The following is a 22,835-nucleotide window of genomic DNA, read 5'->3' as shown; positions in this document are numbered from 1 at the left end:
CGTCCCCCCGGAGACGGCATGACACGTCACGTCCCCATCCGCCCCGCCCTGCCCCTGCTGCTCATCCTCGCCCTGGTCGTCGGCGCTCTCACCGCGCCCGCCGCACCGGCGTACGCCGCACCGGCCAAGACGCCACCACTGAGCACCCCCTGGACCAGCCAGGCGCTGGTCGGCACACCACTGCCCGAGTACCCGCGACCCCAGATGACGCGGCCGGACTGGCTCAACCTCAACGGCGAGTGGCAGCTACGCCAGTCGACGACCGACGACGCCCCGCAGTTCGGCACCAACCTGCCCGAGCGGGTCAACGTGCCCTTCCCGGTGGAGAGCGCCCTGTCCGGCATCCAACGGGCCGCCAACGACAACCGCAACTACCTGTTCTACCGACGCACCGTCACCATCCCGGCGAACTGGTCGGGTCGGCGCACCCTGCTGCACTTCGGCGCGGTCGACTGGCAGAGCACCGTCTGGGTCAACGGTGTCCGCGTCGGTGCGCACACCGGCGGCTACGACGCCTTCACCTTCGACGTGACGCCCCAGCTCACCACCGGGACGAACGAGATCGTCGTCAAGGTCTGGGACCCCACCGACACTCGGCAGAACGGCAGCCTGCCCGCCATCGGCAAGCAGACCAAGACACCCAGCGGGATCTTCTACACCCCCAGCTCCGGCATCTGGCAGACGGTGTGGATGGAGCCGGTGCCCGCCGCCTCGATCAGCAGCGTGGACGTCTACCCGAACCTGAGCAACAACACACTGCGGGTCCGGGTCTTCACCCGGGGCGACGTGAGCGGCCACAGCGTGCTCGCCGAGGCGCTGAACGGTTCCACTGTGGTCGGCTCGGCCACCGGCGGCTTCACCGAGTTCAGCGTGCCGGTGCCCAACGCCCGCCGCTGGTCACCCGACGACCCGTTCCTCTACAACCTCCGGGTGACAGTGCGTGGCGCCAGCGGCGCCACAGTGGACCGAACCACGCACTACTTCGGCATGCGGGAGATCACCACCGGCCTGGTCAACGGGGTGCTGCGCCCCAAGCTCAACGGCCAGTTCGTGTTCCAGGTCGGCACCCTCGACCAAGGCTTCTGGCCGGACGGGCTCTACACCGCGCCGACCGACGCCGCCCTCGCCTTCGACCTCCAGAAGCACAAGGACCTGGGCTTCAACATGGTGCGCAAGCACATCAAGGTCGAACCCCAGCGCTGGTTCTACCACGCCGACCGGCTCGGCCTGCTGGTCTGGCAGGACATCCCGTCGCTGACCGCACAGGACGTCGACCCCACCGACGCCCAGCAGGCGCAGTTCGAGGCCGAGGCACGCGAGATCGTCGACGAGCACCGCAGCTCACCCGCCGTGATCGCGTACACGCCCTACAACGAGGGCTGGGGCGAGCGGTCCCTCGCCGACACCCGTCGGGTCGCGCAGAACATCAAGAACCAGGACCCGACACGTCTGGTCAACCCGCACAGCGGCCACAACTGCTGCCAGTCCCTCGGCAACCCCGGCAACGGCGACATCGACGACTGGCACGTCTACCTCGGCCCGGACTCCCCCGTACCGTCGAGCAGCCGGATCGCGGTGCTCGGTGAGTTCGGCGGCCTGGGCCTGCACACGCCTGGTCACGAGTACAGCCCGAACGGCAGCTTCTTCGCGTACGAGTGGCAGTCCAGTTCGAGCGCCCTCACTGACCGGTACGTGGGGCTGGTGCAGGGCACCCAGAACCTGATGCTCGGCAAGGGGCTCAGTGCCTCGATCTACACCGAGATCACCGACCTGGAGGGTGAGCTGAACGGATTCCTCACCTACGACCGCCAGGTGATCAAGATGGACCAGGCGCGGGTGCGCGCCGCCAACACCGCCCTGATCAACGCCTCGAAGACCATCGGCAGTTCGGCACCCGTAGCCCTGCCGGTCAACACCCGCCGGTCGTTGCAGGTGACCACGCCCGGCTTCACCAACCGCCACCTACGCCACCAGGACAGCCTGGCCTACACGGAGGTGGTCGACGCCGCGAGTTCCAGCCTGCTCAAGGCCGACGCCACGTACACCATCCGGCCCGGCCTGGCCGGTACCGGTTGCTACTCGTTCGAGTCGGCCAACTTCCCCGGGCAGTACCTGCGCCACCAGAACTCCCGGGTCCGCAACTCACCGGACGACGGCTCCGCGCTGCTGCGCGCCGACGCCACCTGGTGCGCACGTACCGGGCTGACCGGCACCGGCGTGTCGCTGGAGTCGTACAACTTCCGAGGTAAGTACCTGCGGCACTACAACTCGGAGGTCTGGCTCAGCAACGGCACCGGCGGCGACGCGTACAACACGCCGACGTTGTGGACCGCCGACAGCACCTGGAACATCGCCGCGCCGTGGGCACCCTGACCGCCGCGCCCTGACCGGGCCGCCACGACAAGAAGACGCGCGGGGGTTCCGGCACATGGGCCGGAGCCCCCGCGACGCGTGGACGGTGCGGCGGGCCGGCCCCTTCTGCCGGGTCGTGACGGGACGCCGGCGTCACTCGTCGTCTCGGGCGTCGTTTCCCCGGTCATGAGCGAAAGCGGCGAGTTGATTGCACAGTGCGGCTGGGTCGACTTCACGGCAAGGACCGCGCCGCAACTTGCATCTGGCCAGGTTCACTCGGCTGTTGCAAGGCGCAATTATGCCGACCAATAAATAGACAACAACCAATCTTGACTTGTACGGCCGGCCAGCGCACCGTAAAGAGCCAGAGGCAGATGCACACCATTATCGGCCCGGCTGAAGTGGATCGCCAAATGGGGGCGCTGCCGGTTTCGCGCCGCGTGCATCAGGAGGCTTTCCATGCGGTTGAATCCGTTCACCGGGGTCTATCTCACCGATCCGGCAAGCATGTGGCGGCGCATTCTCGACGATCCCGACGGGGTGCACTACGCCGAGGATCTGGGCCTGTGGTTGATCAGCCGGCACGCGGACGTCCGGCGGGCCCTCGCCGACGCCACGACATTCGCCAACGCCCTCACCCTCGCCCCGGTCTACGAGGTGTGCCCGCCGGCACTGAACGTCGTCATGCAGATCGACGCGCCACCCACGACGGCCGCCGCGGACCCACCGACGCACCCACGCACCCGGCGGGCCCTGCGAGCGACCTTCGCGAACACCGCCGAGCGGGTCGAGGCTGAGTACGGGGCGATCATCCGACGCCGGGTCGACCAGTTGGTGTCCCGCCTCGCCGCCCGCCAGGGCGAACAGGTCGACCTGATCCCGGAGTTCGCGACCGAACTTCCTTTGCTGGTGGTCCTGGACATCCTCGGGGTGCCCGACGCCGACATCGGGCGGATCCGAAGGTGGGCGGACGGCCAGATCGCCCTCATCTGGGGGCAGCCGGACCCGGCCGAGCAGGTACGCCTGGCGCAGGGCCTGCTGGAGTTCTGGCACTACTGCGAGGACCTGGTCCGCCAGCGGGTGGACAGTGGACACCGAGGCGAGGACTTCATCAGCCGCGCCCTGGACTACCGGGACGACGACGACAGCGTGCTGACGGTGCCCGAGGTGGCGAGCCTCGCCTTCAATCTCCTGGTCGCCGGTCACGAGACCACCGCCGGGTTGCTCGCGCACGCCCTCGACCAGGCCCTGTCCGCTCCCCAGCGTTGGTCGGCGATCACCGCGGACCCGCGGCTCGTCCCCGCCTTCGTGAGCGAGGCGCTCCGGTTCGCGCCCGCCATCGACGGCTGGCTGCGGGTGACCACCCGGGATGTCACAGTGGGGCCGGTGACGATCCCCGCCGGGGCGCGTTGCCTGCTGTTGATCGGAGCGGCGAACCGGGACCCGGCGGCGTTCCATGACCCGGACCGGTTCGACCCCCACCGGGCCGATGTGGGCAATCACCTGTCGTTCGGCCACGGTCCACATTTCTGCATCGGTGCGGGATTGGCGCGACTGGAGGCCGGAATCGCCCTCAGCCGGCTCGCCGAAACCATTCCCGGACTGAGGCTGTCACCGGAGCAACATCGCTCGTACAAACCCAATGTCGCGTTTCGGGCGCACCGCGCGCTGCTCGCGATAATAGACGTTCCGGGGCCTGCGGGCGTGCCGGCGGCACGGGATGGCGCGACGGCCGAAGTGCACGCCGCCTGAGCGGGCGCCGGCGCCAGCGGTGCTGACCTGCGGACGGGTCGAGGGTGGGATGGGCGGGCGTCGACCCGTTCCACCCGGCGCGCCTCGATGCCGGCACCGGGTCCGGCGAGCACCTTTCCCGCTTTTCCCGACGATCCATACCGGTGAACGTCTTCACACCCATCGCGTCCTGGGTTAAGAATTGCCCTCTGTGAATGTTCGGCTCATCGGCCAATCTCGATCTGGCGTCCGCCGCTGAATGTCCGTTCCACGAAGGTGAGCGCATGGAGCACACGTCCCCGTCGAGCTCGGCTCACTCTGCGGCAAGTCAGCGGTTCCGACGGGAGTTGCGCGACTGCCGCGTCCAACGGGGCCTGACCCAGCGAGCCCTGGCGGATCTGGTGCGATTCAGCCGGGAGACGGTCGCGGCGGTCGAGTCAGGTCGCCGGTTCGGCAGTCACGAGTTCGCACTGCGCTGCGACGACGTGCTCGGCACCGACGGCCGGCTGGCCGCGCTGTGGCCGCAGGTAGCAGCCGAGCAGTTGGCGGCCGACGGTCGCCGAGGCCCTCGCGCACCGGAACCTGCTCGGTTGGACCGGCAGGTGCCGCGCCAGCGTGAGCGGCGGGACGCGCGCGACCCGGGCGCCGTGGTGGACGCGATCGACGAGCTGCGGGAGCTGATCGGCCAGGTGCTCAACGGTCAACCCGAAGCGGACGAACCGGAGCGGCGGCACCCGTCGGCCGAACCCCTCGACAACCAGCGCTGACCCGACGATCCGAACCGACCTCGCGGCGTCACCGGCCGCTGACGTTGGGTACAGATGCTGGTACGGGCAGTTTGTACCACGGCCAGGTCTGGCCTACGAGCGCGGCTTCCGGCCGAATGGGACTTGCATTCGGCAACGTGCGGATAGACCGTCATCGACGAGTCGTGGGAGTCAATCTTGGCGTCGAGCACCCGGTCCCACGCGGCCAGACCCTACCCGACCCGCCGACGCGGTTGGAAGATAGCCGGCCGGATGCGCCTCATCGTCGCGGCCCCGCTCGTCGCCGTGATCGGCTTCGCCGGTCTCGCGCTGACCGAGAGCGCACGCCAGACGTCCCGCGCCAGCGACCTGCAGATCCTGGCGCAGGTCGGTGCCGAGGCCGGCGACCTGGCCTACCGGCTGCAACGCGAACGCATCGCTGCCGCCGATCTGCTCACCTATGCCCGGCCGGAGCAGCAGGACACCTTCGGCGCGGAGATGGCCGCCTCCGATGACGCCGTCGCCCGCTACCGCGGGCAGCGGGACCGACTGTCCACCGACAACGGCACCAGCTCCGCTCTCCTGCGGCGCATCGACGCGGCTCTGGACGGCCTCGCCCCGCTGCGCACCCAGGTGCGCACCGCCACCCACGCGTCGGTGTCGGCGATGACCTTCAGCTACCGCATCGCGATCGCCGACCTCATCAACTTCCGGGAGAACGTCTCGCACGGCGTGGTGGACGCCCCACTCGCCGACGGGATCCGGGCCTCCGCTGCGCTGTCGAAGACGGCCGAGGCCATCGGTCAACAGCAGGTGGCCGTCCTGCGCGCCGTCGCCGGCGGCGAGCTGACCCCGGCCATGCAACAGGACATCACCGCGGCCCGCACCAGCTACACCGAGTCGAGCCTGTCGTTCCTGGCCCTGGCCCCACCCGAGTGGAGCATCTGGTGGGAGCAGGCCGGCACCGGCAAGGAGGCGCTCACCCTGCAACGGATGCAGGACGAGGTGTCCCGGGCTCAGCCGGGGTCACAGCTGAAACTGGAGACCGACGCGTGGGTGTCCACCACCCAGACCCGCGCCGCCCGGCTGGCCGACCTGCGCGCCCGGGTCGACGACGCGGTCCGCGACGACGTTCGGGCCGCGCACGCCGACCAGCGCCGCCGGGCCGTGGCCGAGGCGGCCAGCGTCCTCCTGGCCCTGATCCTGACCGCGTTGGTGACCTGGGCCGTCGCACGGCAGATCACCCGACGGCTGCGCCGGCTACGGGACGCGGCCAACGCGGTGGCCTTCGAACAACTCCCCGCCGTGGTGGCCCAGCTCCAACAGCCCGGCAGCGCCACAGTCGACCCACAGAAACTCGCCCACCAGCAGTCCAGTGCCGCCCTCGAACCCTCCAGCGACGACGAGATCGGCGAACTGGGTCAGGCGTTCAGCGCCGTGCACCAAGCCGCCGTGCGGACCGCAGCCGAACAGGCCGTCATGCGCGCCAACACCGCCGACATCTTCATCCACCTGAGCCGCCGCGAACAGCGACTGGTCGACGCCGTCCTGGCCCAGGTTGATCTGGTCGAACGGGACGAGACCGATCCCGACCGGCTCGACCAGCTGTACACACTGGACAACCTGGCGACCCGGATGGGCCGGATCAACGCCAGCCTGCTGGTGCTCGGCGGCGTCGGCGTGGGTCGCGTACGCCAGCGTGACGTTCCGCTGCAACAGGTGCTCCAGGCGGCGTTGTCCCAGATCGAGCACTACGCACGGGTCCGGCTCGGCATGATCGACGGGGACGTCGCGGTGGCCGCCAAGACCGTCGACGAGGTCGTGCACCTGCTCGCCGAACTCATGGACAACGCCACGACGTACTCACCGCCGGGCAGCGAGACCTGGGTGAGCGGCCGGAGCCTGGGGGACCGCGTCATCGTCCAGATCAGCGACGAGGGTGTGGGGCTGTCCGCGCAGCGGATGCAGCAACTCAACGAGCTGCTCGCCCGCCCACCGGCCATCGACGTGGCCGCCGTGCGGGCGATGGGGCTGGTCGTCGTGGGCCAGCTCGCGGCCCGCCTGGGCGCCACCGTCCAACTGCGACGCGGCCCCCGCCGGGGGATCCTCGCCGAGGCGACACTGCCCGCGGCGATCATCCGGTCGCTGCCACCGGAGGAGTACCTGCTGGCACCCGGCCGGCTGTCGCGGCGGGCGGCGCGGACGTCCAACCCTCCGCCGCCGTACCAGCCGCGCCCCGAACCCACCGCCGGACGCCCGCCGGCCGAGCGGACCCTGCCGGCCGCGCCGGTCTTCCGACCGGCGGCTCCCCCACCCCCGGACCGGGGTGACGCGCCCACCGAGGAGCTCCTCATCTTCGAACAGGTCAACCACTGGTTCCAGAACGACGTCGTCGACGGCCAGAACGGCCAGAACGGCCAGCAGTGGTCCAGTCCCGCCGACGACGCCTGGCGCACGGCCGCCCAGGCGCACACCCCGGAGGTCGCCACGACCACCAACTCCGGCCTGCCCAAACGACAGCCGCAACGGCACCTCGTGCCCGGCGGTGTGACGGTGCCCCAGCAGCAGCAACGGTCCGAGTACCGCGACCCGGCGCAGGTGGCCACGGCGATGGCCGCGTACGCGCGGGGCGTGGCGAACCGCCGACGCACCCCGATCAACCTCGGCAACAAATGACGCGACAGGAGAGCACGTGACCGACCAACAGGATCTCGGCTGGCTGCTGGACAACTTCGCGGCGCGCGCGACCGAGGTCAGCCACGCGATCGCCATTTCCAGCGACGGCCTGATGGTGGCCGCCACCCGCGATCTGCCACCGGACCGGGCCGACCAGTTGGCCGCCACGGGCAGCGGGCTGGTCAGCCTGCTGCGGGGGGCGGCGGCCTTCTTCGACGCCGGCGCGGTGATCTCCAACGTCACCCAGCTCGAGGGCGGGTTCATGTTCTCCATGGCCTTCAACGACGGCGCCTCGCTGCTGGTGCTCGCCGCGCCCGAGTGCGACGTCGGCAAGGTCTCCTACGAGATGACCGAGCTGGCCAACCGCATCGGGGACGCCCTGACCCCCGCTGCCCGAGCGGCGCTCGCCCGCAGCCGCTGACCACCCCGGCGCCCCCACGCCGGAAACCCTTCCCCTTCCTCTGGAGTTAGACATGCCTCTCACCACGCCTTGGCGCAGCCGTGCCCTCACCGCCGCGCTGCTCGCCGCCGTGCTGACCACCAGCACGGCCTGCGGCGACGACGCTCCGGGCACGAGCGCCGGCGGCCCGATAAAGATCGGCCTGCTCGCGTCGCTGTCCGGCACGTACCAGGCGGTCGGTACGGAGATCCGCGACGGCTTCCAGCTCTACCTGGACACCCACGACGGCAAGTTGGGCGGCCGGCAGGTCGACCTCATCGTCGCGGACGAGGGCAACGGCGCCCAGACCGCTGTCCCGGCGGCGACCAAGCTGCTCAAGCAGGACCGGGTGTCCGCGCTCACCGGCATCGTCGGTGGTGGCTCGGTCGCCGGAGTCACCCCTGTTCTCAACGAGACCAAGGTGCCACTGGTCGGCTCCAACGGCCGGCCGGAGCTCAAGGACGTCTCCCGGGTCTGGCACACCTCGTACCTCTCCGACGAGCCCGGGGCGGCGATCGCCCAACACGTCCGCGACAACGTGAAGGGCTCGGTGTACGCGATCGGCCCGGACTACCAGGGCGGTTGGGACGAGCTGCGCGGCTTCACCGACGCGTTCGGCAAGATCGGCGGAAAGCTCGCGAACGCCGACGGCAAGACGACCTTCACGCCGTTCCCGGCCACCACCAACTTCCTCCCGTACTTCGCCCGCATCAAGGCCTCGGGCGCGGCGGCCGTCTACACCTTCTACGCCGGCAGCGCCGCCGTCGACTTCGTGAAGCAGTACGCGCAGTCGGAGATCAAGGACATCCCGTTGTACGCGGCCGGGTTCCTCACCGAGGGCGGCGTGCTCAACGCACAGGGCGAGGCCGCCCGCGACATCTACTCGGTGCTCAACTACTCGCCCGACCTCGACAACGCGGAGAACCGCGCCTTCGTGGCCGCGTGGAAGGCGAAGCACGACGGTTCGCCGACGACCTACGCCCTGGCCTCGTACGACGCGGCAGCAGTGCTGGACCGGGCGATCGGCGCCGCCGGAAGCGACCCGACCCCCGAGGCCATCAACACGGCCATCGGCCAACTCGGCCAGATCGCCAGCCCGCGCGGCACCTGGCAGTTCTCCACCACCACGCACTCCCCGGTGCAGAAGTGGTACCTGCGGCAGGTCCGCCAGGACGGCCGGGCGCTGTCCAACACCGTCGTGGGCGACCTCGCGACCGTCGGCCGGTGATAGCGGTGGCGGCAGGCACGAACCGGATCGACCCGTACCTGATCCCGGCGTTGGACGGAGTCGCCTACGGGCTGCTCGTGTTCGTCGCCGCGTCGGGCCTGGTCGTCTGTTTCGGCGTCGCCAACATCCTCAACCTGGCGCACGGCCTGCTCTACGCGATCGGCGGGTACACCGCCGCGGCGCTGCTCGACGGCGGCTGGGCGAGCCTGGCGCTGGCCCTCGCCGTCGGTGTGCTGGCCGCCGCAGCGGCGGGGGTGCTCCTGGCCGGCCTGCTCACACCGGTCGCCACCGGCAACCACCTGAGTCAGGCGCTGCTGACGTTCGGGGTGGCGCTGGCCGGCGGTAGCCTGCTCGTCGCCGGCTTCGGGCCCGACAACCCGCAGGTCCAGGTGCCCTCCGCCCTGGAGGGGTCGGTGATGATCGCGGGCCACCGCTACGCCGCGTACCGGTTGGTGTTCATCGTCGTCGCCGCGGTGCTCGCCGCCGCCCTCTACCTGGTGGTGCGACGCACCAGGGCCGGGATGCTGGTCCGGGCGGCCGTCGACGACCCGGAGATGGTCGCCTGCCTGGGCGTGAGTCCGGCGCGGATCCGGGCCGGTGTGCTCGCCGCCGCCGGTGCGCTGGCCGGCGCGGCCGGGGTCCTGGGCGCGCCCATCATCGGCCCCGGCACAGGCACCGCCGACACGGTGCTGCTGCTCTCCCTGGTGGTGGTCGTCCTCGGTGGTCTCGGGTCGATGGCGGGCACCCTGCTGGCCGCGCTCGCGATCGGTGAGATCCAGACGCTGGGAGTGGCGCTGCTGCCCTCCGCCGCGCCGTTCCTGCTGTTCGCCGCCATGGCGGCCGTGCTGGCCGTGCGGGCGCGGGGCCTGGCCGGCAGGTGGAGGACGGCATGAGGGGTGAGGTGATCCGGCGAGTTCGGGGCGGCATCGCGGCGCTCGTCCTGGTCGGCCTGGTCGTGGCGCCCTGGGTGGTCGACGACTACACCACGTCGATCCTGGCCCGGACGCTGGCGCTGGCCCTGGTCGGGGTGAGCGTGGCGCTGCTCACCGGCGTCGCCGGCATGCCGACCCTCGGCCAGACCGCACCGTACGCGGCGGGTGCCTACGCGTGCGCCGTGGTCGGCAGCCGAGTCTCCGACGTCGGCGTCGTGCAGCTCGTGGTCGCGGCGGCCGCCGGGGCGCTGCTGGCGGCGCTCACCGTGCCGCTCGTCGTGCACGCCCGAGGGGTGATCGTCCTGATGATCACCCTGGCCATCGGCGAACTCGTCGTCATCGTCCTGGGGCGGTGGCGGTCGGTGACCGGTGGCACGGACGGGCTGGCCGGCATCCCCGCGGTCCGCCCGTTCTGGGGGCTCCCGGCCCTGGCCGACGATCAGGCTCGTTACCTGTACGCCCTGGCCGTCGTGGCCACGCTGGTCGGCGCGGTGCTGGTGCTGCTGCGTACCCGGGCCGGGCTGGTGCTGCGTGCCGGCCGTGACGACGAGACGCGGCTGCGGGCCAGCGGACACCGGGTGGCGTTGCACCTGTCCGGCGCGCACATCGCCGCCGGGGCGATCGCCGGTGCCGCCGGCTCGCTCCTGGTCGTCGCCCAGCAGTACATCTCCCCCGCCGACTTCGGCTTCGACACGTCCGCGCTGCTGCTGCTCGGCGTCGTCATCGGTGGCACCGCCTCGGTGGGCGGAGCCCTGGTGGGTGCGGCGTTGGTCATCGCCGTCCGGGACTGGCTGTTCGGGGTGCTGCCCGGCCACGCGCCACTGGTGCTGGGCGCGCTGTTCGTGGCGACGGTCTACCTGCTGCCCACCGGCGTCAACCGGGCCCGGGGTCGGCTGCGCCCGCCGGGCGTCCCGGCGCTACAGGCGAACCCACCCGCCGCCCCTGATCAGGCCACCGTTGCGGAGCTGCGCCGGTGACCGGCCTGCTGGAAGCCCAGGATGTCAGCGTGCGGTACGGCTCGCTCGCCGCGCTCGACGGCGTGGACCTGCGCATCCACGACGGCCAGCGGCACGCGCTGATCGGCCCGAACGGGGCCGGCAAGACGACCCTGCTCAACGTGATCGGCGGGTCCACCAGGCCGCACCGCGGCACCGTGCGGTTCGACGGACGAGACGTCGGTCGGCTCGGCCCGGCGGCCCGGGCGCGGCGGGGCATCAACCGAATCCACCAACGACCCGCGGTCTTTCCGACGCTCACCGCGACGGAGAACGTCGTGGTGGCCGCCCTGCCACGGGTCGTCGGACGCCGACGGTGGTGGCCGGGCGGACGCCGACGCGCCGCCCAGCGCCTGGCCGGCCCGCTGCTGGACCAGATGGGGCTCACCGCCGTCGCGGCGGTGCCCGCCGGGCACCTCGCGCACGGACAACGACGCCAGTTGGAGATCGCGATGGCCCTGGCCGGTCGCCCCCGCCTGCTGCTCCTCGACGAACCGGCGGCCGGGCTGTCCGCCATCGAGGTCGGCCGGCTGGTCGAGTTGCTCCAGGCGCTGCCCCGGGCGGTCGCCGTGCTGCTGGTCGAGCACCGACTGGACCTGGTGTACGCCCTCTCCGACACGGTCACGGTGCTGCGCGACGGTCAGACGTTGGCCGCCGGCACACCGGACGAGATCCGTACCTCGCCGCTGGTGCGGCAGGCCTACGCCGACGGGGTGGCCTGATGCTCACTGTGGATCGTCTCTGCGCCGGCTACGGCGGGGGAATCGTTCTGCACGAAGTCAGCCTGCGGGTACGCCCGGGCAGCATCCAGGCCGTGGTGGGCCGCAACGGGGCGGGCAAGAGCACGCTCGTGCACACCATCGCCGGGCTGGTTCGCGCTTCCAGCGGTCGCATCGAGATCGGCGGCGTGCACGTCGCCGGCCGACAACCACATCGCATCGCCCAGTCCGGTGTCGGTCTCGTCCCGCAGGGCCGACGGGTCTTCTCCCGGTTGACGGTGGCCGAGCACCTGCACCTGGCGGCCGCGCCGTGGCGGGCCCCCACCTCCGGCGGCGAGGGCTGGACGGTCGCCCGGACCCTGGAACTGCTGCCGAGGTTGGCGGTGCGGCTGCGACACCGCGGCTGCGAACTCTCCGGCGGCGAGCAGCAGATGCTGGCGATAGCCCGTGCGCTGCTCGGCCAACCCCGGGTGCTGCTGCTCGACGAACCATGTGAGGGCCTCTCGCCCGATCTGGCGGCGCGGGTCCGCGAACTCGTCAACGGTCTCGCCGCCGACGGCCTGACAGTGCTGCTCGTGGAGCAGCAACTCCAACACGCCATGGAGATCGCGGACCGGGTGGCGGTGCTGGAGTACGGCCGGGTGGTCTACGACCGGCCGACCGCGGAGGCCCGCCGCGATCCGGCCCCACTGGCGGCGATGTTGAGCGTCGCCGCCGTTGCGCCGCCCCCGGCCAACCGATCGACCCCTCGGCTCTGGGCCGACACCCCGTAGTCACCCGACCCTTCACGGAGAGGTAGACACCGATGACAACAGCTACGAGCGATGACACGTACACGTTCGACAACGGCGCACCGGACGCCGTTCCCCAGATGCACGCTCTGGAGTCCTTCCTGGACCCGATCACGACGCGGCGGCTGGCCCGCCCGGTGCTGGAGCCGGGGGCGACCTGCTGGGAGGTCGGGGCCGGTGGCGGCTCGATGGCCCGGCGGATGGCCCGCGCGGTCGGCGACGACGGGCACGTGCTGGCCACCGACATCGACCCCACTCACCTCGTGGCCGAGGGCAACCTGCAGGTACGCCAGCACGACGTGCGCACCGAACCGCCACCCGGGGACGCTTTCGACCTGATCCACGCCCGGCTGGTGCTGCTGCACCTCCCCGATCGACGACGGGTCCTGCGCACGCTCACCGGCGCGCTGGCGCCCGGCGGGTGGCTGGTGGTCGAGGAGTTCGACTGCACAGCGCCGCAGCGGGTGCTGACCGCGCCCAGCGACGACGCCGCGAAGCTCTTCGCGCAGGTCATGGACGCCATGATGGGCGTCCTGGAGGACCACGGCGCCGACCTGGGGTGGGCGCAGGACGTGCACACCGAGATGGCCCTCGCCGGTCTGACCGACCTGGACACCATCACCCACTCGCAGAGCTGGGCCGGCGGCTCGACGGGCACCTCGCTCTACGAGACCAACTCCCGCCAGTTGGAACCGGACCTGCTGGCGGCGGGTCTGTCGCCCAACCAACTGAACGCCTTCCGGCGGCTACTTGGTGACCCCGGGTTCGCCGTCATGTCGTACCACTTCGTCTCCACGCGGGGCCGCCTACCGAGCTGAGCAGGTGGACCACCGCGCGGAGCGCGGTCACGCCGTCAGTACCTCTCCCGCCGCAGCACCTCCCCCCGCTGCGCTCCGGACAGCTCTACGACGGCGTCGACCGCACCGGCCGGGCTCCCCGCGAGGGAGCCCGGCCGGCCCATGTCCGTGGTGCCTCGCCCCATTCCGCGATCTTGCACTTACTGTCCCAGCAAATGGAGCATTCCGCGCTTTTCGGCAACCGAACCCGCAAGATCGGCGCAGGCGTCGCGGCCCCCGTGTCAGGCCGTGTCAGCTCGTGTCGGTGGCGTGTCGGGGCGGTGTCAGCGGGCCCGCGCAGACTCGGCGCATGACAAGTGACCTGGTGATCGAGGCCGAGGGCCTCGTGAAGACATTCGGGAAGACGAGGGCGCTACAGGGCGTGGACCTCGCCGTACCCCGCGGGACGGTGCTCGGGGTGCTCGGCCCCAACGGCGCCGGCAAGACCACCGCAGTGCGCATCCTCTCGACCCTGCTCACCCCGGACGGCGGGACCGCCCGAATCGCTGGTTTCGACGTGGTACGGGACGCCGAGCGCGTTCGGCAGAGTATCGGCCTCACCGGCCAGTACGCCTCGGTCGACGAGGACCTGACCGGGCGGCAGAACCTGGAGCTGTTCGGCACCCTGCTGGAGCTGGGGCGCACCGGCGCCCGGCGACGGGCCGCCGAGCTGCTCGACTGGTTCGACCTGACCGATGCCGCGAACCGTCAGGCCAAGACCTACTCCGGGGGCATGCGGCGACGGCTGGACCTGGCCGCCAGCCTGGTCGGCGCCCCCGACGTGATCTTCCTGGACGAGCCGACGACAGGGCTTGACCCGGCCAAGCGCGAGGACATGTGGGACGTGGTCCGAACGCTTGTCAACAACGGCTCGACGGTGCTGCTCACCACTCAGTACCTGGAGGAGGCCGACGCGCTCGCCGACGCGATCACGGTGATCGACCACGGCCGGGTCATCGCGCACGACACCCCCGAAGGGCTCAAGCGGGTGGTCGGCGGGCAGACCCTGGAGGTCCGGCCGTCCGATCCTGCTCAGCTGCCCCGCACCGCGGAGATCCTGACCCAGGTCGGCTCCGGCGCGCAGGCCGACGAGATCCGCAAGGGCGTGCTCGCGGTGCCGGTCACCGACGACGCCGCCCTGACCGAGAGCGTCGCGCGGTTCGCCACGGCCGGCATCGCGGTCACCGAACTCTCCCTGCACCTGCCGAGCCTCGACGAGGTGTTCTTCACCCTCACCGGGCGTACGGCATCAGAAGACGACACCACCCGCCCCACGGAGGTCGCGGCATGAGCACTCTGACCGACACAGCGCCCCCGAGAAGCCGCGCACTCTCGACGACCGCGCCGAATCCTCGGCCGTTCCGGCTGGTCCGGCACTCGTTGGCGCTCGCCAAGCGCAGCCTCATCAAGACCTGGCGTACGCCCGAGGCGCTCATCGACGTCACACTGCAACCGGTGCTGTTCCTCATCATCTTCGTGTACGTCTTCGGCGGCGCCGTCGCCGGCTCGACCCACCACTACCTCCAGTTCCTGCTGCCCGGCATCCTGGCGCAGACGATCGCCACCGGCGCCATCGCTATCGGCGTCAACCTCAACACCGACATCGCCAAGGGCATCTTCGACCGGTTCCGGTCGTTGCCGATCCCCCGCTCCGCACCACTGGTCGGCGCGGTCCTCGGCGACGTCGTCCGGTACGTCATCGTCACCGTGTCGACCCTAGCGATCGGCTACGTGATGGGTTTCCGGATCGACACCGACCCGTTCCGGGCGATCGCCGGATGTCTGCTGGCGGTGCTGTTCGCGCTCTGCCTGAGCTGGCTGCCCGTGCTGGTGTCGATGAAGGTGCGGACCGCGGGTGCCGTACAGGGTGTGATGTTCGCGTTGATCATGCCGCTGAGCTTCGCGTCCAACGTGTTCGTCGGCGCCGACACCCTGCCGGGCTGGATGCAGGCGTTCGTGGACGTCAACCCGATGACCCACCTGGTGGCGTCGGTCCGCGGGTTGTTCCTCGGCACCCCGCTGGGCAACCACGTGTGGTGGACGCTCGCCTGGTGCGCCGGCTTCGTCGCGGTGTTCATGCCGCTGGCGTTGCGGGCGTACCGCAAGAAGATCTGAGTCAGGCGAGCAGGTCGTCCATCAGCTCGCGGATCCGGCTCACGGCTGCGGCGGGTGGCCGCTCGCGCCACGCGGCCACCAACGGCTCACGCTGCTCCTCGTTCCCGAGGATGGCGTTGAGCCGTTCGCCGTTCTCAAAGGGGAAGAACATCTCGATCTGGGTGCCGATCCGCTTGGCGAGTACGGCCAGTTCGCGTGCGGCGTCGGCGTCGCCCCGGTACGCCGCGAACTCCGCGCCGCCCGACGCCCACGCCCCGATCACCGGCAGGTCCCGCGAGGTCAGCGCATCGTCACGGGCGAGCGACAGCATCGCGGCCGCCTGAACGGTGGCGTCGGTGCCCGACACCCGCCCAACCTGGGCCACCCGCAGGTAGATGATCGCCGCCGTGGCCCGGAGCATCACGCGGGGCTGTGGCTGCGGCCCGACCCAGCCGGCGAGGACGCGCGTCACCTCCTCGGCGTGGGCGAGCGTCTCGTCGTACCGCTCACGCTGCCAGGCGAGGTGCGCCAGGCCGAGTAGCGCCTGCGCGGCGTCGATCTGCTCCGCCTGACCCAGCGCGGCAGTCTCGCCCAGTCGCTGCTCCGCCTCCGCGTCGCCGGTCAGGGCGAGCTGCACGTCAAGCCGTACCCGGATCGACCGCGCGTCCTGCGTGGCGCCGACCAACTCCATGTGCCGGACGCTGCGGGTCAGCCACTCGGCCGACCGGGCGTCCCCACCCGGGACCAGGAACTGCCCGACCGCACCCGCCGCCATCGCCATGCCCCAGTGGTCGCCGGCGGCCTCGAAGCGGTGGTACGCCTGCTCGGCGTCGCTGATCGACGCTTCCGGCAGGCCGCCGTTCTCCCGTACCGCCGCGCGCGCGAAAAACCCCAGCCCCTGCACATACGGGTCAGGGTGCGCGACCATCTCGGTCGCGCTCTTCAAGCTCTGCTCCAGATCGGACGCGTCGAAGCCGGGCAGCGCCGACGCGAGAGCGCTCAGCCGGGACGACACCTCGGCGGGACGTTCGGCCTGGAGCGTCCGTAGCGCCCGCCGGGCGAGCACGGCGGGCCGCAGATCGGCGCTGACGCCGGCATTCACGCTGATCACCACGCACATCCAGGCCAGCCGGTCGGCGTTGGGCAGTGGCCGACCGCTGGCCGAGCCGCGCAGGATCGCCGACCGCAGCCGCCGCTGTGGGTCGTCGATGTGCAGCAGCCCGCGCGCCCAGGCCAGGACCTCCAGGTGCAGGCCCCGCACCGACCAGAGGTGGAACAGCGCGGTGGCGACGTCGACGGCGGCGGGCTCGTTGTCCGCTCCCATCGCCCACCGCAGGCCCGCGACCAGGTTGTCCTGCTCGGCGGCGCAACGGTGCAGCGCCTCGACCTGGCCGGGGCCGATGAAGCGGGCGGCCAGTGCGACGGCCTGCTCCCGCGCCCAGCGGACCAGCCCGGCCATGGCCTGATCCCGGGCGCCGGAGGCGTCCAGCCGGGCCTCGCCGTACTCACGGACCGTTTCGAGCATGCGGTAGCGCGGCGGACCGTCCCCCTCGACCAGTGTCAACAGGGACTGTTCGACGAGGGTCGCCAGGCCGCGACGGACGTTCGGGGCCTGCGCGACGGCAGCGGCGAGGTCCGCGGTGAACGGCGCGGGAATGACGGCGACCCGCTGGAGCAGGTCCCGGTCGGCCTCGGCGAGCAGTTCCCTGCTCCAGTCGACAAGCGCCCACAGGCTCGCGTGCCGCTCGGGCAGGCCGCGCAGGGCGTCGTCGAGCAGCGCGAACCGGTCGGTCAGCCCGGCGAGCACGTCGTCGATCGGCATGTGCCGCAGTCGCGCGGCGGCCAGTTCGAGCGCCAACGGCAGGTTGTCGAGCCGGTGGCACAGGGCGAGCGCCCGCTCGGTGTCCCAGGTCGGCACGGCGCCGCCGGCCCGTGCCCGGGACTCGACCAGCGCGAGCGCGTCGGCGTCCGGCAACGCGGTCAGTCGGTGCACCAGCTCGCCGACCAGGCCCAGTGGGGCGCGGCTCGTCGCGAGCACCGCGACCTCCGGCGAGGCCGCCGCGACCAGGTCCGCGACGACGACGGCCACCGCGTCGAGCACGTGCTCGCAGTTGTCCAGCACCACCAGCCCGTCCAGGTCCGGCGCCACGGCGCGTAGCCGCTCCTCGGGGCTGAGGACCCGCCGTTCCAGACCCAGGTTGCCGCCGGTGGTCGTGGTGTCCGCGCCGCCGAGCGCGGCGAGCACAGTGGGCAGTACCTCGTCGGGCGAGCGCAGGCCAGCGAGTTCGATCACGCGTACCGCCCGCCCACCCGCCGCCGTGCGCCTGGCCACCTCGGCGGCGAGCCGGGTCTTACCCGCCCCGCCGGTCGCCACGATCGTCACGACAGGTGTCTCGGCGAGCGCGTCGGTGACGGCCTTCACGTCCCGCTCCCGCCCGACGAGGGCGGCCATGGGACGGCGCCACGCGGCGGGCAGCGTGATCCGCGCCGGGTGCCGGGGTGGCGCCGCGACGGGCGGTGCGGTGAGTTCGCCGCGCAGCAACGCCAGGTGGACGGTGGTGATCACGGGCGACGGGTCGGTGCCGTACCGGTCGGCCAGGTCGGCGCGCAGCCGCTCGACCACCTCCAGGGCCTCCGCCTCCCGCCCCTGCGCTGCCAGCACCCGGACGAGCAGGGCGGCGGACGGCTCGTCCGGCGGTGTCCGCGCGACGAGTCGGCCCAGGTCGACCTCGTCGAACGGGCCCACGCCGGCGAGTGCCGCCTGCGCGCGCAGCGCGGCGACCTCCGCGAACAGGCGGGTGTCCTCGACGCTGACCAGCTCCGGCACCTCGGGGAACAGGGCCCGCGCCTGATCGGTCAGGGCACGGGCGGCACGCAGGTCACCGCACCGGAGCAGGGTGCCCGCCTGATCGACGAGCGCGCGGGCCTCGACCGCGTCGACGGAGATCTCCTCGGCGGGCAGCCGGTATCCGCCCGGCACCGCGACCACGGGCAGCCCGAGACGGCGCACCCGGGACACGAGCGCCTGGACGGCGCCGGTCGCGTCGTCCGGTGGCGCGCCGTCCCAGACGGCGTCCACGAGCAGGCTCACGGAGACCGCCCGTCCCCGCGCGTCGACGAGCGCGCGGAGCACCGCCGCGAGCCGCTCACCCCGAACGGGCTGGCCGTCGACGGCGAGTGGGCCGAGGGTCGCGATGTGCACGGACCCAGCATCCCCCACGCGCGCACGGGCCCGACGACCACCGGTCCGCCAGACCGGTTGCGGCCCCTCGACCGGCTTGACAGGCCGTCATTCAGTTAGGTTAGCCTAACCTCATGCAGAGCGAGTTGGCGTCGGTCAACGGGGAGCGCAGCCTGTCCGGCGTCGACCTCCGTCTGGGCTATCACGGTGTGCCGGTGGTGCACGATGCCGTGATCAACCTCCGCGCGGGTGCCGTCACCGCACTGGTGGGGCCCAACGGCAGCGGCAAGTCCACACTGCTGCGGGCCCTGGCCCGGCTGCACCCGATCGAGGCCGGAATCGTGCACCTCGCCGACGGCGTCACGGCCGCCAGCCTCGCGGCCCGGGAGTTCGCCCGGCGGGTCACACTGCTCGCCCAGAGCCGTCCGGTGCCCAGCGGCGTCACCGTCCGCGACGTCGTCGGCTACGGCCGCCACCCCTACCGGGGGCGCTGGCGCACCGAGGACCCGGACGGTCCCGCCGCCATCGCACGCGCCATGGACGTCACCGGCGTCGCCGCGATGGCCGACCGTCCCGTCGACGAACTCTCCGGAGGCGAGTTGCAGCGGGTCTGGTTGGCCACCTGCCTCGCCCAGGACACCCAGGTTCTGCTCCTCGACGAACCCACCACGTTCCTCGACCTGCGCTACCAGGTGGAGATCCTCGACCTGGTCCGTGACCTCGCGGACGATCACGGCGTCGCCGTCGGCGTCGTGCTGCACGACCTCAACCAGGCAGCCGCCGTGGCAGACGAGGTGGTCCTGTTGCAGCAGGGCCGGGTCCGCGCCACCGGCACCCCGGCAACGGTGTTCACCGAGAACGCCCTCACCGAGACCTACGGGATCCGCATCGAGGTGACCACCGATCCGATCAGCGGGCTGGTCACCACCCGCCCCGTCGGGCGGCACCAGATCCGCGCCCTGGTCTGAGCCACCCCCATCCACAGCAGAGAAAGACCGTCATGACCCATACCCGTTTCACCGCCCTGATCGCCGTCGCGGCCGCGCTGACGCTCGGCGCCTGCGGCACCACCGAGAACGCCGCGACCCCCGACCCCTCCGCCTCGGCGGCCGGCGGCCCGGTCACCGTCACCGACAGCCGGGGCAAGGAGATCACCCTCAAGGCGCCGGCGACCAAGGTCGTCGGGCTTGAGTGGGGCGAGACCGAGCTGCTGGTCAGCCTGGGCGTCATGCCCGTCGGTGTCGCCGACCCCAAGGGCTACGGCACCTGGGTCACCTCCGCGAAGCTCGACCCGAGCGTCAAGGACGTCGGCGCCCGCGGCGAGCCCAGCGTGGACGCGATCGTCGCCCTCCAGCCCGACCTCGTCGTCATGGAGGACGACCGGGGCGCCAACATGGTCAGTCAGCTGGAGAAGTTCGTGCCGGTCGTGGTCGCCAAGGGCAGTGACGCCACCGACAACCTCGGGCGGATGCGCACCGACCTCACCATGATCGCGAAGGCTGTCGGCAAGACCACCGAGGCGGAGAAGCTGCTTACCGACTTCGACGCGGCCATCGCCGACGGCAAGAAGAAGATCGCCGACGCGGGTGCCGCCGGCCGACCGTTCGCCATCGCCGACGGCTGGAAGGAGGGCAGCACCGTCAGCATCCGGATGTTCGGCACTGGCGCGCTGGTCTCCCAGATCGGCATCCAGCTCGGCCTCACCAACGCCTGGACCGGCAAGACCGATGAGGTGTGGGGCCTGGGCCAGACCGACGTCGAGGGCATGACGGTCCTCAAGGACCCGAACATGCACCTGTTCTACAACGCCTCCGACGGCGACGACGTGTTCGCCGACGGTCTCGCCGGCAACGCCATCTGGAAGTCGCTGCCCTTCGTCCAGAGGGGCAACCTGCACAAGATGCCCAGCGGCATCTGGACCTTCGGCGGTCCGCTCTCCGGCAAGCAGTACATCGACGAGCTCGTCAAGACGTACACGGTGTGAGCGTGCTGAACGCGCCCCCACGCCCGGAGCCGGCCACCCGGCCGGCTCCGGGCGGACGCCTGGCCGTGCCCCGCGTCGCCGGCGTCTTCGTCGCCGCGATCCTGCTGCTGCTCGTGGTCGGCGCGGTGCACCTCACCCAGGGCACCTCGAACGTCGGCGCCCTGGACCTGCTGCGGCTCGCCACCGGTGCCGACGACGAGGCGGCCCGCGTCCTGATCGCCTCCCGGCTGCCCCGGCTGCTCGCCGGGCTGGCCATCGGCGTGGCGCTCGGGTTCGCCGGGGCGGCGTTGCAGTCGATCGCCCGCAACCCGCTCGCCTCCCCCGACACGCTCGCGGTCAACGCGGGCGCCCACCTGGCGATCGTCGCCGTCGCCGCGTTCGGCGTCTCGCTGCCCGCGCTGCCCGTCGGCGGCCTCGCCTTCTGCGGCGGGCTGGCCGCCGCCGGCCTGGTGATGGCGATGTCCTCCGGTGGGCAGGCCGGCACCACCCGGTTGATCCTCGCCGGCTCGGCGACCGCGCTGGCGCTCGGCTCGGTGACCACACTGCTGCTGCTCCTGTTCGAGCAGGCCACCATCGGGCTGTTCGCCTGGGGGAACGGCTCGTTGGTGCAGAGCGACCTGACCGCCCTGACCCAACTCGCTCCGGTGATCGTCGGCGCCGCCACCGTGCTCGTGCTGCTCGGGCACCGCCTCGACATCCTCGCCCTCGGCGACGACACCGCCACAGTGCTCGGTCTCGACGTGCGGCGCACCCGGCTCACCGTCATGGTGCTGGCCGTGCTGCTCTCCGCCGCGGCCGTCACCCTCACCGGCCCGGTCGGCTTCGTCGGCCTGTGCGCACCGGTGATCGTCCGGCTGCTCGCCCCAGTGGTGCCGGGCGTGCACCGGCACCGCATCCTGCTGCCGTTGTCCGGCATCGCCGGGGTCATCATCGTGCTCGGCTCCGACGTGCTGCTGCGGGCCGTGATGGGCGGGCAGGCCGGGGTCGACATCCCCACCGGCGTGGTCACCACCCTGTTCGGCGCGGCGATCCTCATCTGGCTGGCCCGCCGGCACCGCGACGCCGGCCCCACCCGTCGTCCGCCCGGCGGGCACGCCGCAGTCCGCTCCGCCGCCTTCCACCGTGGCGTCGTCGCCGCCACCGCCGTGCTGACCATCTGCGCCGTGGCGGTCGGCATGCTCGCCGGTGACACCTGGGTGCTGCTCGGCGATGTCGTCAACTGGGTCAACGGCAGCACCGGGCCCGCGTACACCTTTGTGCTGGACCAGCGGTGGCCGCGCGTCGCCGCTGCGGTTCTGGCCGGCGCGGCGCTCGCGGTCGCCGGCACCACGGTGCAGGCTGTCTGCCGCAATCCGCTGGCCGAACCCGGCATCCTCGGCATCACCGCCGGCGCCGGGCTCGGCGCGGTCTCCCTGCTCACCTTCGTGCCGCTGGCCGGGGTGTGGGCCGTCTCCGGCGTCGCCGGGCTCGGCGCGATGCTGGCGTTCGCCCTGGTCTACGGCCTGGCCTGGCGCGGCGGACTGAGCTCCGACCGACTGGTGCTGATCGGTTTCGGCGCCTGGCAGGGCGGCATGGCGGTCATCACCTACCTGGTCGTCGCCTTCGACCCGTGGAACACCGGCAAGGCGTTGACCTGGCTGTCCGGCTCCACCTACGGTCGGATGCCCACCCAGGTGCTGCCGGTGCTGATCGCCCTGCTGGTGCTCACCCCGGCCGTGGTCGCCGCCCGCCGGGAACTCGACCTGATGGCGCTGGACGACGACACCCCCCGGGTGCTGGGCGTCCGGCTGGAACGCACCCGGTTGATCGCGCTCGGCGCGGCGGCGCTGCTCACCTCCACCGCCGTCTCGGCCGTCGGGGTCATCGGTTTCGTCGGTCTGGTCGCCCCGCACGCCGCGCGGGCGCTCGTCGGCGGGCGGCACTCCCGGGTGCTGCCGGTGGCCGCCCTTCTCGGCGCGGCCCTGGTCAGCATCGCCGACACCCTCGGTCGGACGGTCATCGCTCCTGCCCAGATCCCCGCCGGCCTGGTCACCGCCATGATCGGCACCCCGTACTTCGTCTGGCTGCTGTGGCGCTCCCGCGCCGTGGCGAGCACCACCCGGTAGAGCCGGCCCGAGCCGAGAGAGGCACC

General features: G+C 71.8%; 18 protein-coding genes. 16 read left to right on the top strand and 2 right to left on the bottom strand.

What is annotated here, in order from left to right; translation table 11 throughout:
* Positions 1-18 precede the first annotated feature (18 nt).
* From NIE79_RS10895 to NIE79_RS10845, 11 genes are all read left to right on the top strand, one after another.
* Positions 19-2,373 (top strand): AbfB domain-containing protein, encoded by a 2,355-nt coding sequence (locus tag NIE79_RS10895; RefSeq protein WP_238678436.1) that lies wholly within the window; start codon positions 19-21, stop codon positions 2,371-2,373.
* 438 nt (positions 2,374-2,811) lie between these two features.
* The gene (locus tag NIE79_RS10890; protein WP_238678435.1) at positions 2,812-4,104 is read left to right on the top strand and encodes a cytochrome P450; all 1,293 of its coding nucleotides are present in this window, start codon (positions 2,812-2,814) and stop codon (positions 4,102-4,104) included.
* Positions 4,105-4,367: 263 nt separating this feature from the next.
* Positions 4,368-4,850, top strand: a complete 483-nt coding sequence (locus NIE79_RS10885; protein ID WP_238678434.1) for a helix-turn-helix transcriptional regulator — start codon at positions 4,368-4,370, stop codon at positions 4,848-4,850.
* 252 nt (positions 4,851-5,102) lie between these two features.
* Entirely contained in the window at positions 5,103-7,505 is a 2,403-nt protein-coding gene (locus tag NIE79_RS10880; RefSeq protein ID WP_238678433.1) for a sensor histidine kinase, read from the top strand.
* Positions 7,506-7,521: 16 nt separating this feature from the next.
* Positions 7,522-7,926 carry a roadblock/LC7 domain-containing protein gene (locus NIE79_RS10875; protein ID WP_030490280.1) on the top strand — a complete coding sequence of 135 codons (405 nt, stop codon included), beginning with the start codon at positions 7,522-7,524 and terminating at the stop codon, positions 7,924-7,926.
* 52 nt (positions 7,927-7,978) lie between these two features.
* Positions 7,979-9,172, top strand: coding sequence for an ABC transporter substrate-binding protein (locus NIE79_RS10870; protein ID WP_238678432.1), 1,194 nt, complete (start codon positions 7,979-7,981; stop codon positions 9,170-9,172).
* 5 nt (positions 9,173-9,177) lie between these two features.
* A complete protein-coding gene (locus NIE79_RS10865) occupies positions 9,178-10,065 on the top strand; it encodes a branched-chain amino acid ABC transporter permease (protein WP_238678431.1) in 888 nt (295 codons plus the stop codon).
* Complete coding sequence (locus tag NIE79_RS10860) at positions 10,062-11,081, top strand: branched-chain amino acid ABC transporter permease (RefSeq protein WP_238678430.1); 1,020 nt, start codon at positions 10,062-10,064, stop codon at positions 11,079-11,081. Before NIE79_RS10865 ends, NIE79_RS10860 begins: the two co-directional genes overlap by 4 nt.
* Complete coding sequence (locus NIE79_RS10855) at positions 11,078-11,821, top strand: ABC transporter ATP-binding protein (RefSeq protein ID WP_238678429.1); 744 nt, start codon at positions 11,078-11,080, stop codon at positions 11,819-11,821. Before NIE79_RS10860 ends, NIE79_RS10855 begins: the two co-directional genes overlap by 4 nt.
* A complete protein-coding gene (locus NIE79_RS10850; protein ID WP_238678428.1) occupies positions 11,821-12,591 on the top strand; it encodes an ABC transporter ATP-binding protein in 771 nt (256 codons plus the stop codon). Before NIE79_RS10855 ends, NIE79_RS10850 begins: the two co-directional genes overlap by 1 nt.
* Positions 12,592-12,623: 32 nt before the next feature.
* Positions 12,624-13,427, top strand: coding sequence for a class I SAM-dependent methyltransferase (locus NIE79_RS10845; protein ID WP_238678427.1), 804 nt, complete (start codon positions 12,624-12,626; stop codon positions 13,425-13,427).
* 35 nt (positions 13,428-13,462) lie between these two features.
* On the opposite strand, the gene NIE79_RS33665 is transcribed toward NIE79_RS10845, so the two are convergent.
* On the bottom strand, positions 13,463-13,591 hold the full coding sequence (locus NIE79_RS33665; protein WP_274523918.1) for a hypothetical protein: 129 nt from the start codon (positions 13,589-13,591) through the stop codon (positions 13,463-13,465).
* 164 nt (positions 13,592-13,755) lie between these two features.
* On the opposite strand from NIE79_RS33665, the gene NIE79_RS10840 reads away from it, so the two are divergent.
* Together NIE79_RS10840 and NIE79_RS10835 are read left to right on the top strand one after the other, a co-directional pair.
* Positions 13,756-14,736 carry an ATP-binding cassette domain-containing protein gene (locus NIE79_RS10840; RefSeq protein WP_238678426.1) on the top strand — a complete coding sequence of 327 codons (981 nt, stop codon included), beginning with the start codon at positions 13,756-13,758 and terminating at the stop codon, positions 14,734-14,736.
* Complete coding sequence (locus tag NIE79_RS10835) at positions 14,733-15,560, top strand: ABC transporter permease (protein WP_238678425.1); 828 nt, start codon at positions 14,733-14,735, stop codon at positions 15,558-15,560. Before NIE79_RS10840 ends, NIE79_RS10835 begins: the two co-directional genes overlap by 4 nt.
* Before the next feature lies 1 nt (position 15,561).
* On the opposite strand, the gene NIE79_RS10830 is transcribed toward NIE79_RS10835, so the two are convergent.
* Complete coding sequence (locus NIE79_RS10830; protein ID WP_238678424.1) at positions 15,562-18,741, bottom strand: ATP-binding protein; 3,180 nt, start codon at positions 18,739-18,741, stop codon at positions 15,562-15,564.
* A gap of 113 nt (positions 18,742-18,854) precedes the next feature.
* On the opposite strand from NIE79_RS10830, the gene NIE79_RS10825 reads away from it, so the two are divergent.
* The 3 genes from NIE79_RS10825 to NIE79_RS10815 are packed head-to-tail and all read left to right on the top strand — an operon-like array spanning position 18,855 to position 22,809.
* A complete protein-coding gene (locus NIE79_RS10825; RefSeq protein ID WP_238678423.1) occupies positions 18,855-19,688 on the top strand; it encodes an ABC transporter ATP-binding protein in 834 nt (277 codons plus the stop codon).
* A 32-nt stretch (positions 19,689-19,720) separates the two neighbouring features.
* Positions 19,721-20,704 carry an ABC transporter substrate-binding protein gene (locus NIE79_RS10820; protein WP_238678422.1) on the top strand — a complete coding sequence of 328 codons (984 nt, stop codon included), beginning with the start codon at positions 19,721-19,723 and terminating at the stop codon, positions 20,702-20,704.
* A 5-nt stretch (positions 20,705-20,709) separates the two neighbouring features.
* Complete coding sequence (locus tag NIE79_RS10815) at positions 20,710-22,809, top strand: iron ABC transporter permease (RefSeq protein ID WP_238678448.1); 2,100 nt, start codon at positions 20,710-20,712, stop codon at positions 22,807-22,809.
* The last annotated feature ends 26 nt before the right edge of the window (positions 22,810-22,835 follow it).

It is taken from the genome of Micromonospora trifolii, assembly GCF_022229005.1.
GTDB classification, from domain to species: domain Bacteria; phylum Actinomycetota; class Actinomycetes; order Mycobacteriales; family Micromonosporaceae; genus Micromonospora; species Micromonospora trifolii.
This window is presented reverse-complemented; position numbering and strand designations above follow the sequence as displayed.

Excerpts from the sequence above, each read along its gene's own strand:
- NIE79_RS10895 (WP_238678436.1), top strand. The coding sequence starts at position 19 with ATGACACGTCACGTCCCCATCCGCCCCGCCCTGCCCCTGCTGCTCATC.
- NIE79_RS10890 (WP_238678435.1), top strand. The coding sequence starts at position 2,812 with ATGCGGTTGAATCCGTTCACCGGGGTCTATCTCACCGATCCGGCAAGC.
- NIE79_RS10885 (WP_238678434.1), top strand. The coding sequence starts at position 4,368 with ATGGAGCACACGTCCCCGTCGAGCTCGGCTCACTCTGCGGCAAGTCAG.
- NIE79_RS10880 (WP_238678433.1), top strand. The coding sequence starts at position 5,103 with ATGCGCCTCATCGTCGCGGCCCCGCTCGTCGCCGTGATCGGCTTCGCC.
- NIE79_RS10870 (WP_238678432.1), top strand. The coding sequence starts at position 7,979 with ATGCCTCTCACCACGCCTTGGCGCAGCCGTGCCCTCACCGCCGCGCTG.
- NIE79_RS10860 (WP_238678430.1), top strand. The coding sequence starts at position 10,062 with ATGAGGGGTGAGGTGATCCGGCGAGTTCGGGGCGGCATCGCGGCGCTC.
- NIE79_RS10850 (WP_238678428.1), top strand. The coding sequence starts at position 11,821 with ATGCTCACTGTGGATCGTCTCTGCGCCGGCTACGGCGGGGGAATCGTT.
- NIE79_RS10845 (WP_238678427.1), top strand. The coding sequence starts at position 12,624 with ATGACAACAGCTACGAGCGATGACACGTACACGTTCGACAACGGCGCA.
- NIE79_RS33665 (WP_274523918.1), bottom strand. The coding sequence starts at position 13,591 with ATGGGGCGAGGCACCACGGACATGGGCCGGCCGGGCTCCCTCGCGGGG.
- NIE79_RS10840 (WP_238678426.1), top strand. The coding sequence starts at position 13,756 with ATGACAAGTGACCTGGTGATCGAGGCCGAGGGCCTCGTGAAGACATTC.
- NIE79_RS10835 (WP_238678425.1), top strand. The coding sequence starts at position 14,733 with ATGAGCACTCTGACCGACACAGCGCCCCCGAGAAGCCGCGCACTCTCG.
- NIE79_RS10825 (WP_238678423.1), top strand. The coding sequence starts at position 18,855 with ATGCAGAGCGAGTTGGCGTCGGTCAACGGGGAGCGCAGCCTGTCCGGC.
- NIE79_RS10820 (WP_238678422.1), top strand. The coding sequence starts at position 19,721 with ATGACCCATACCCGTTTCACCGCCCTGATCGCCGTCGCGGCCGCGCTG.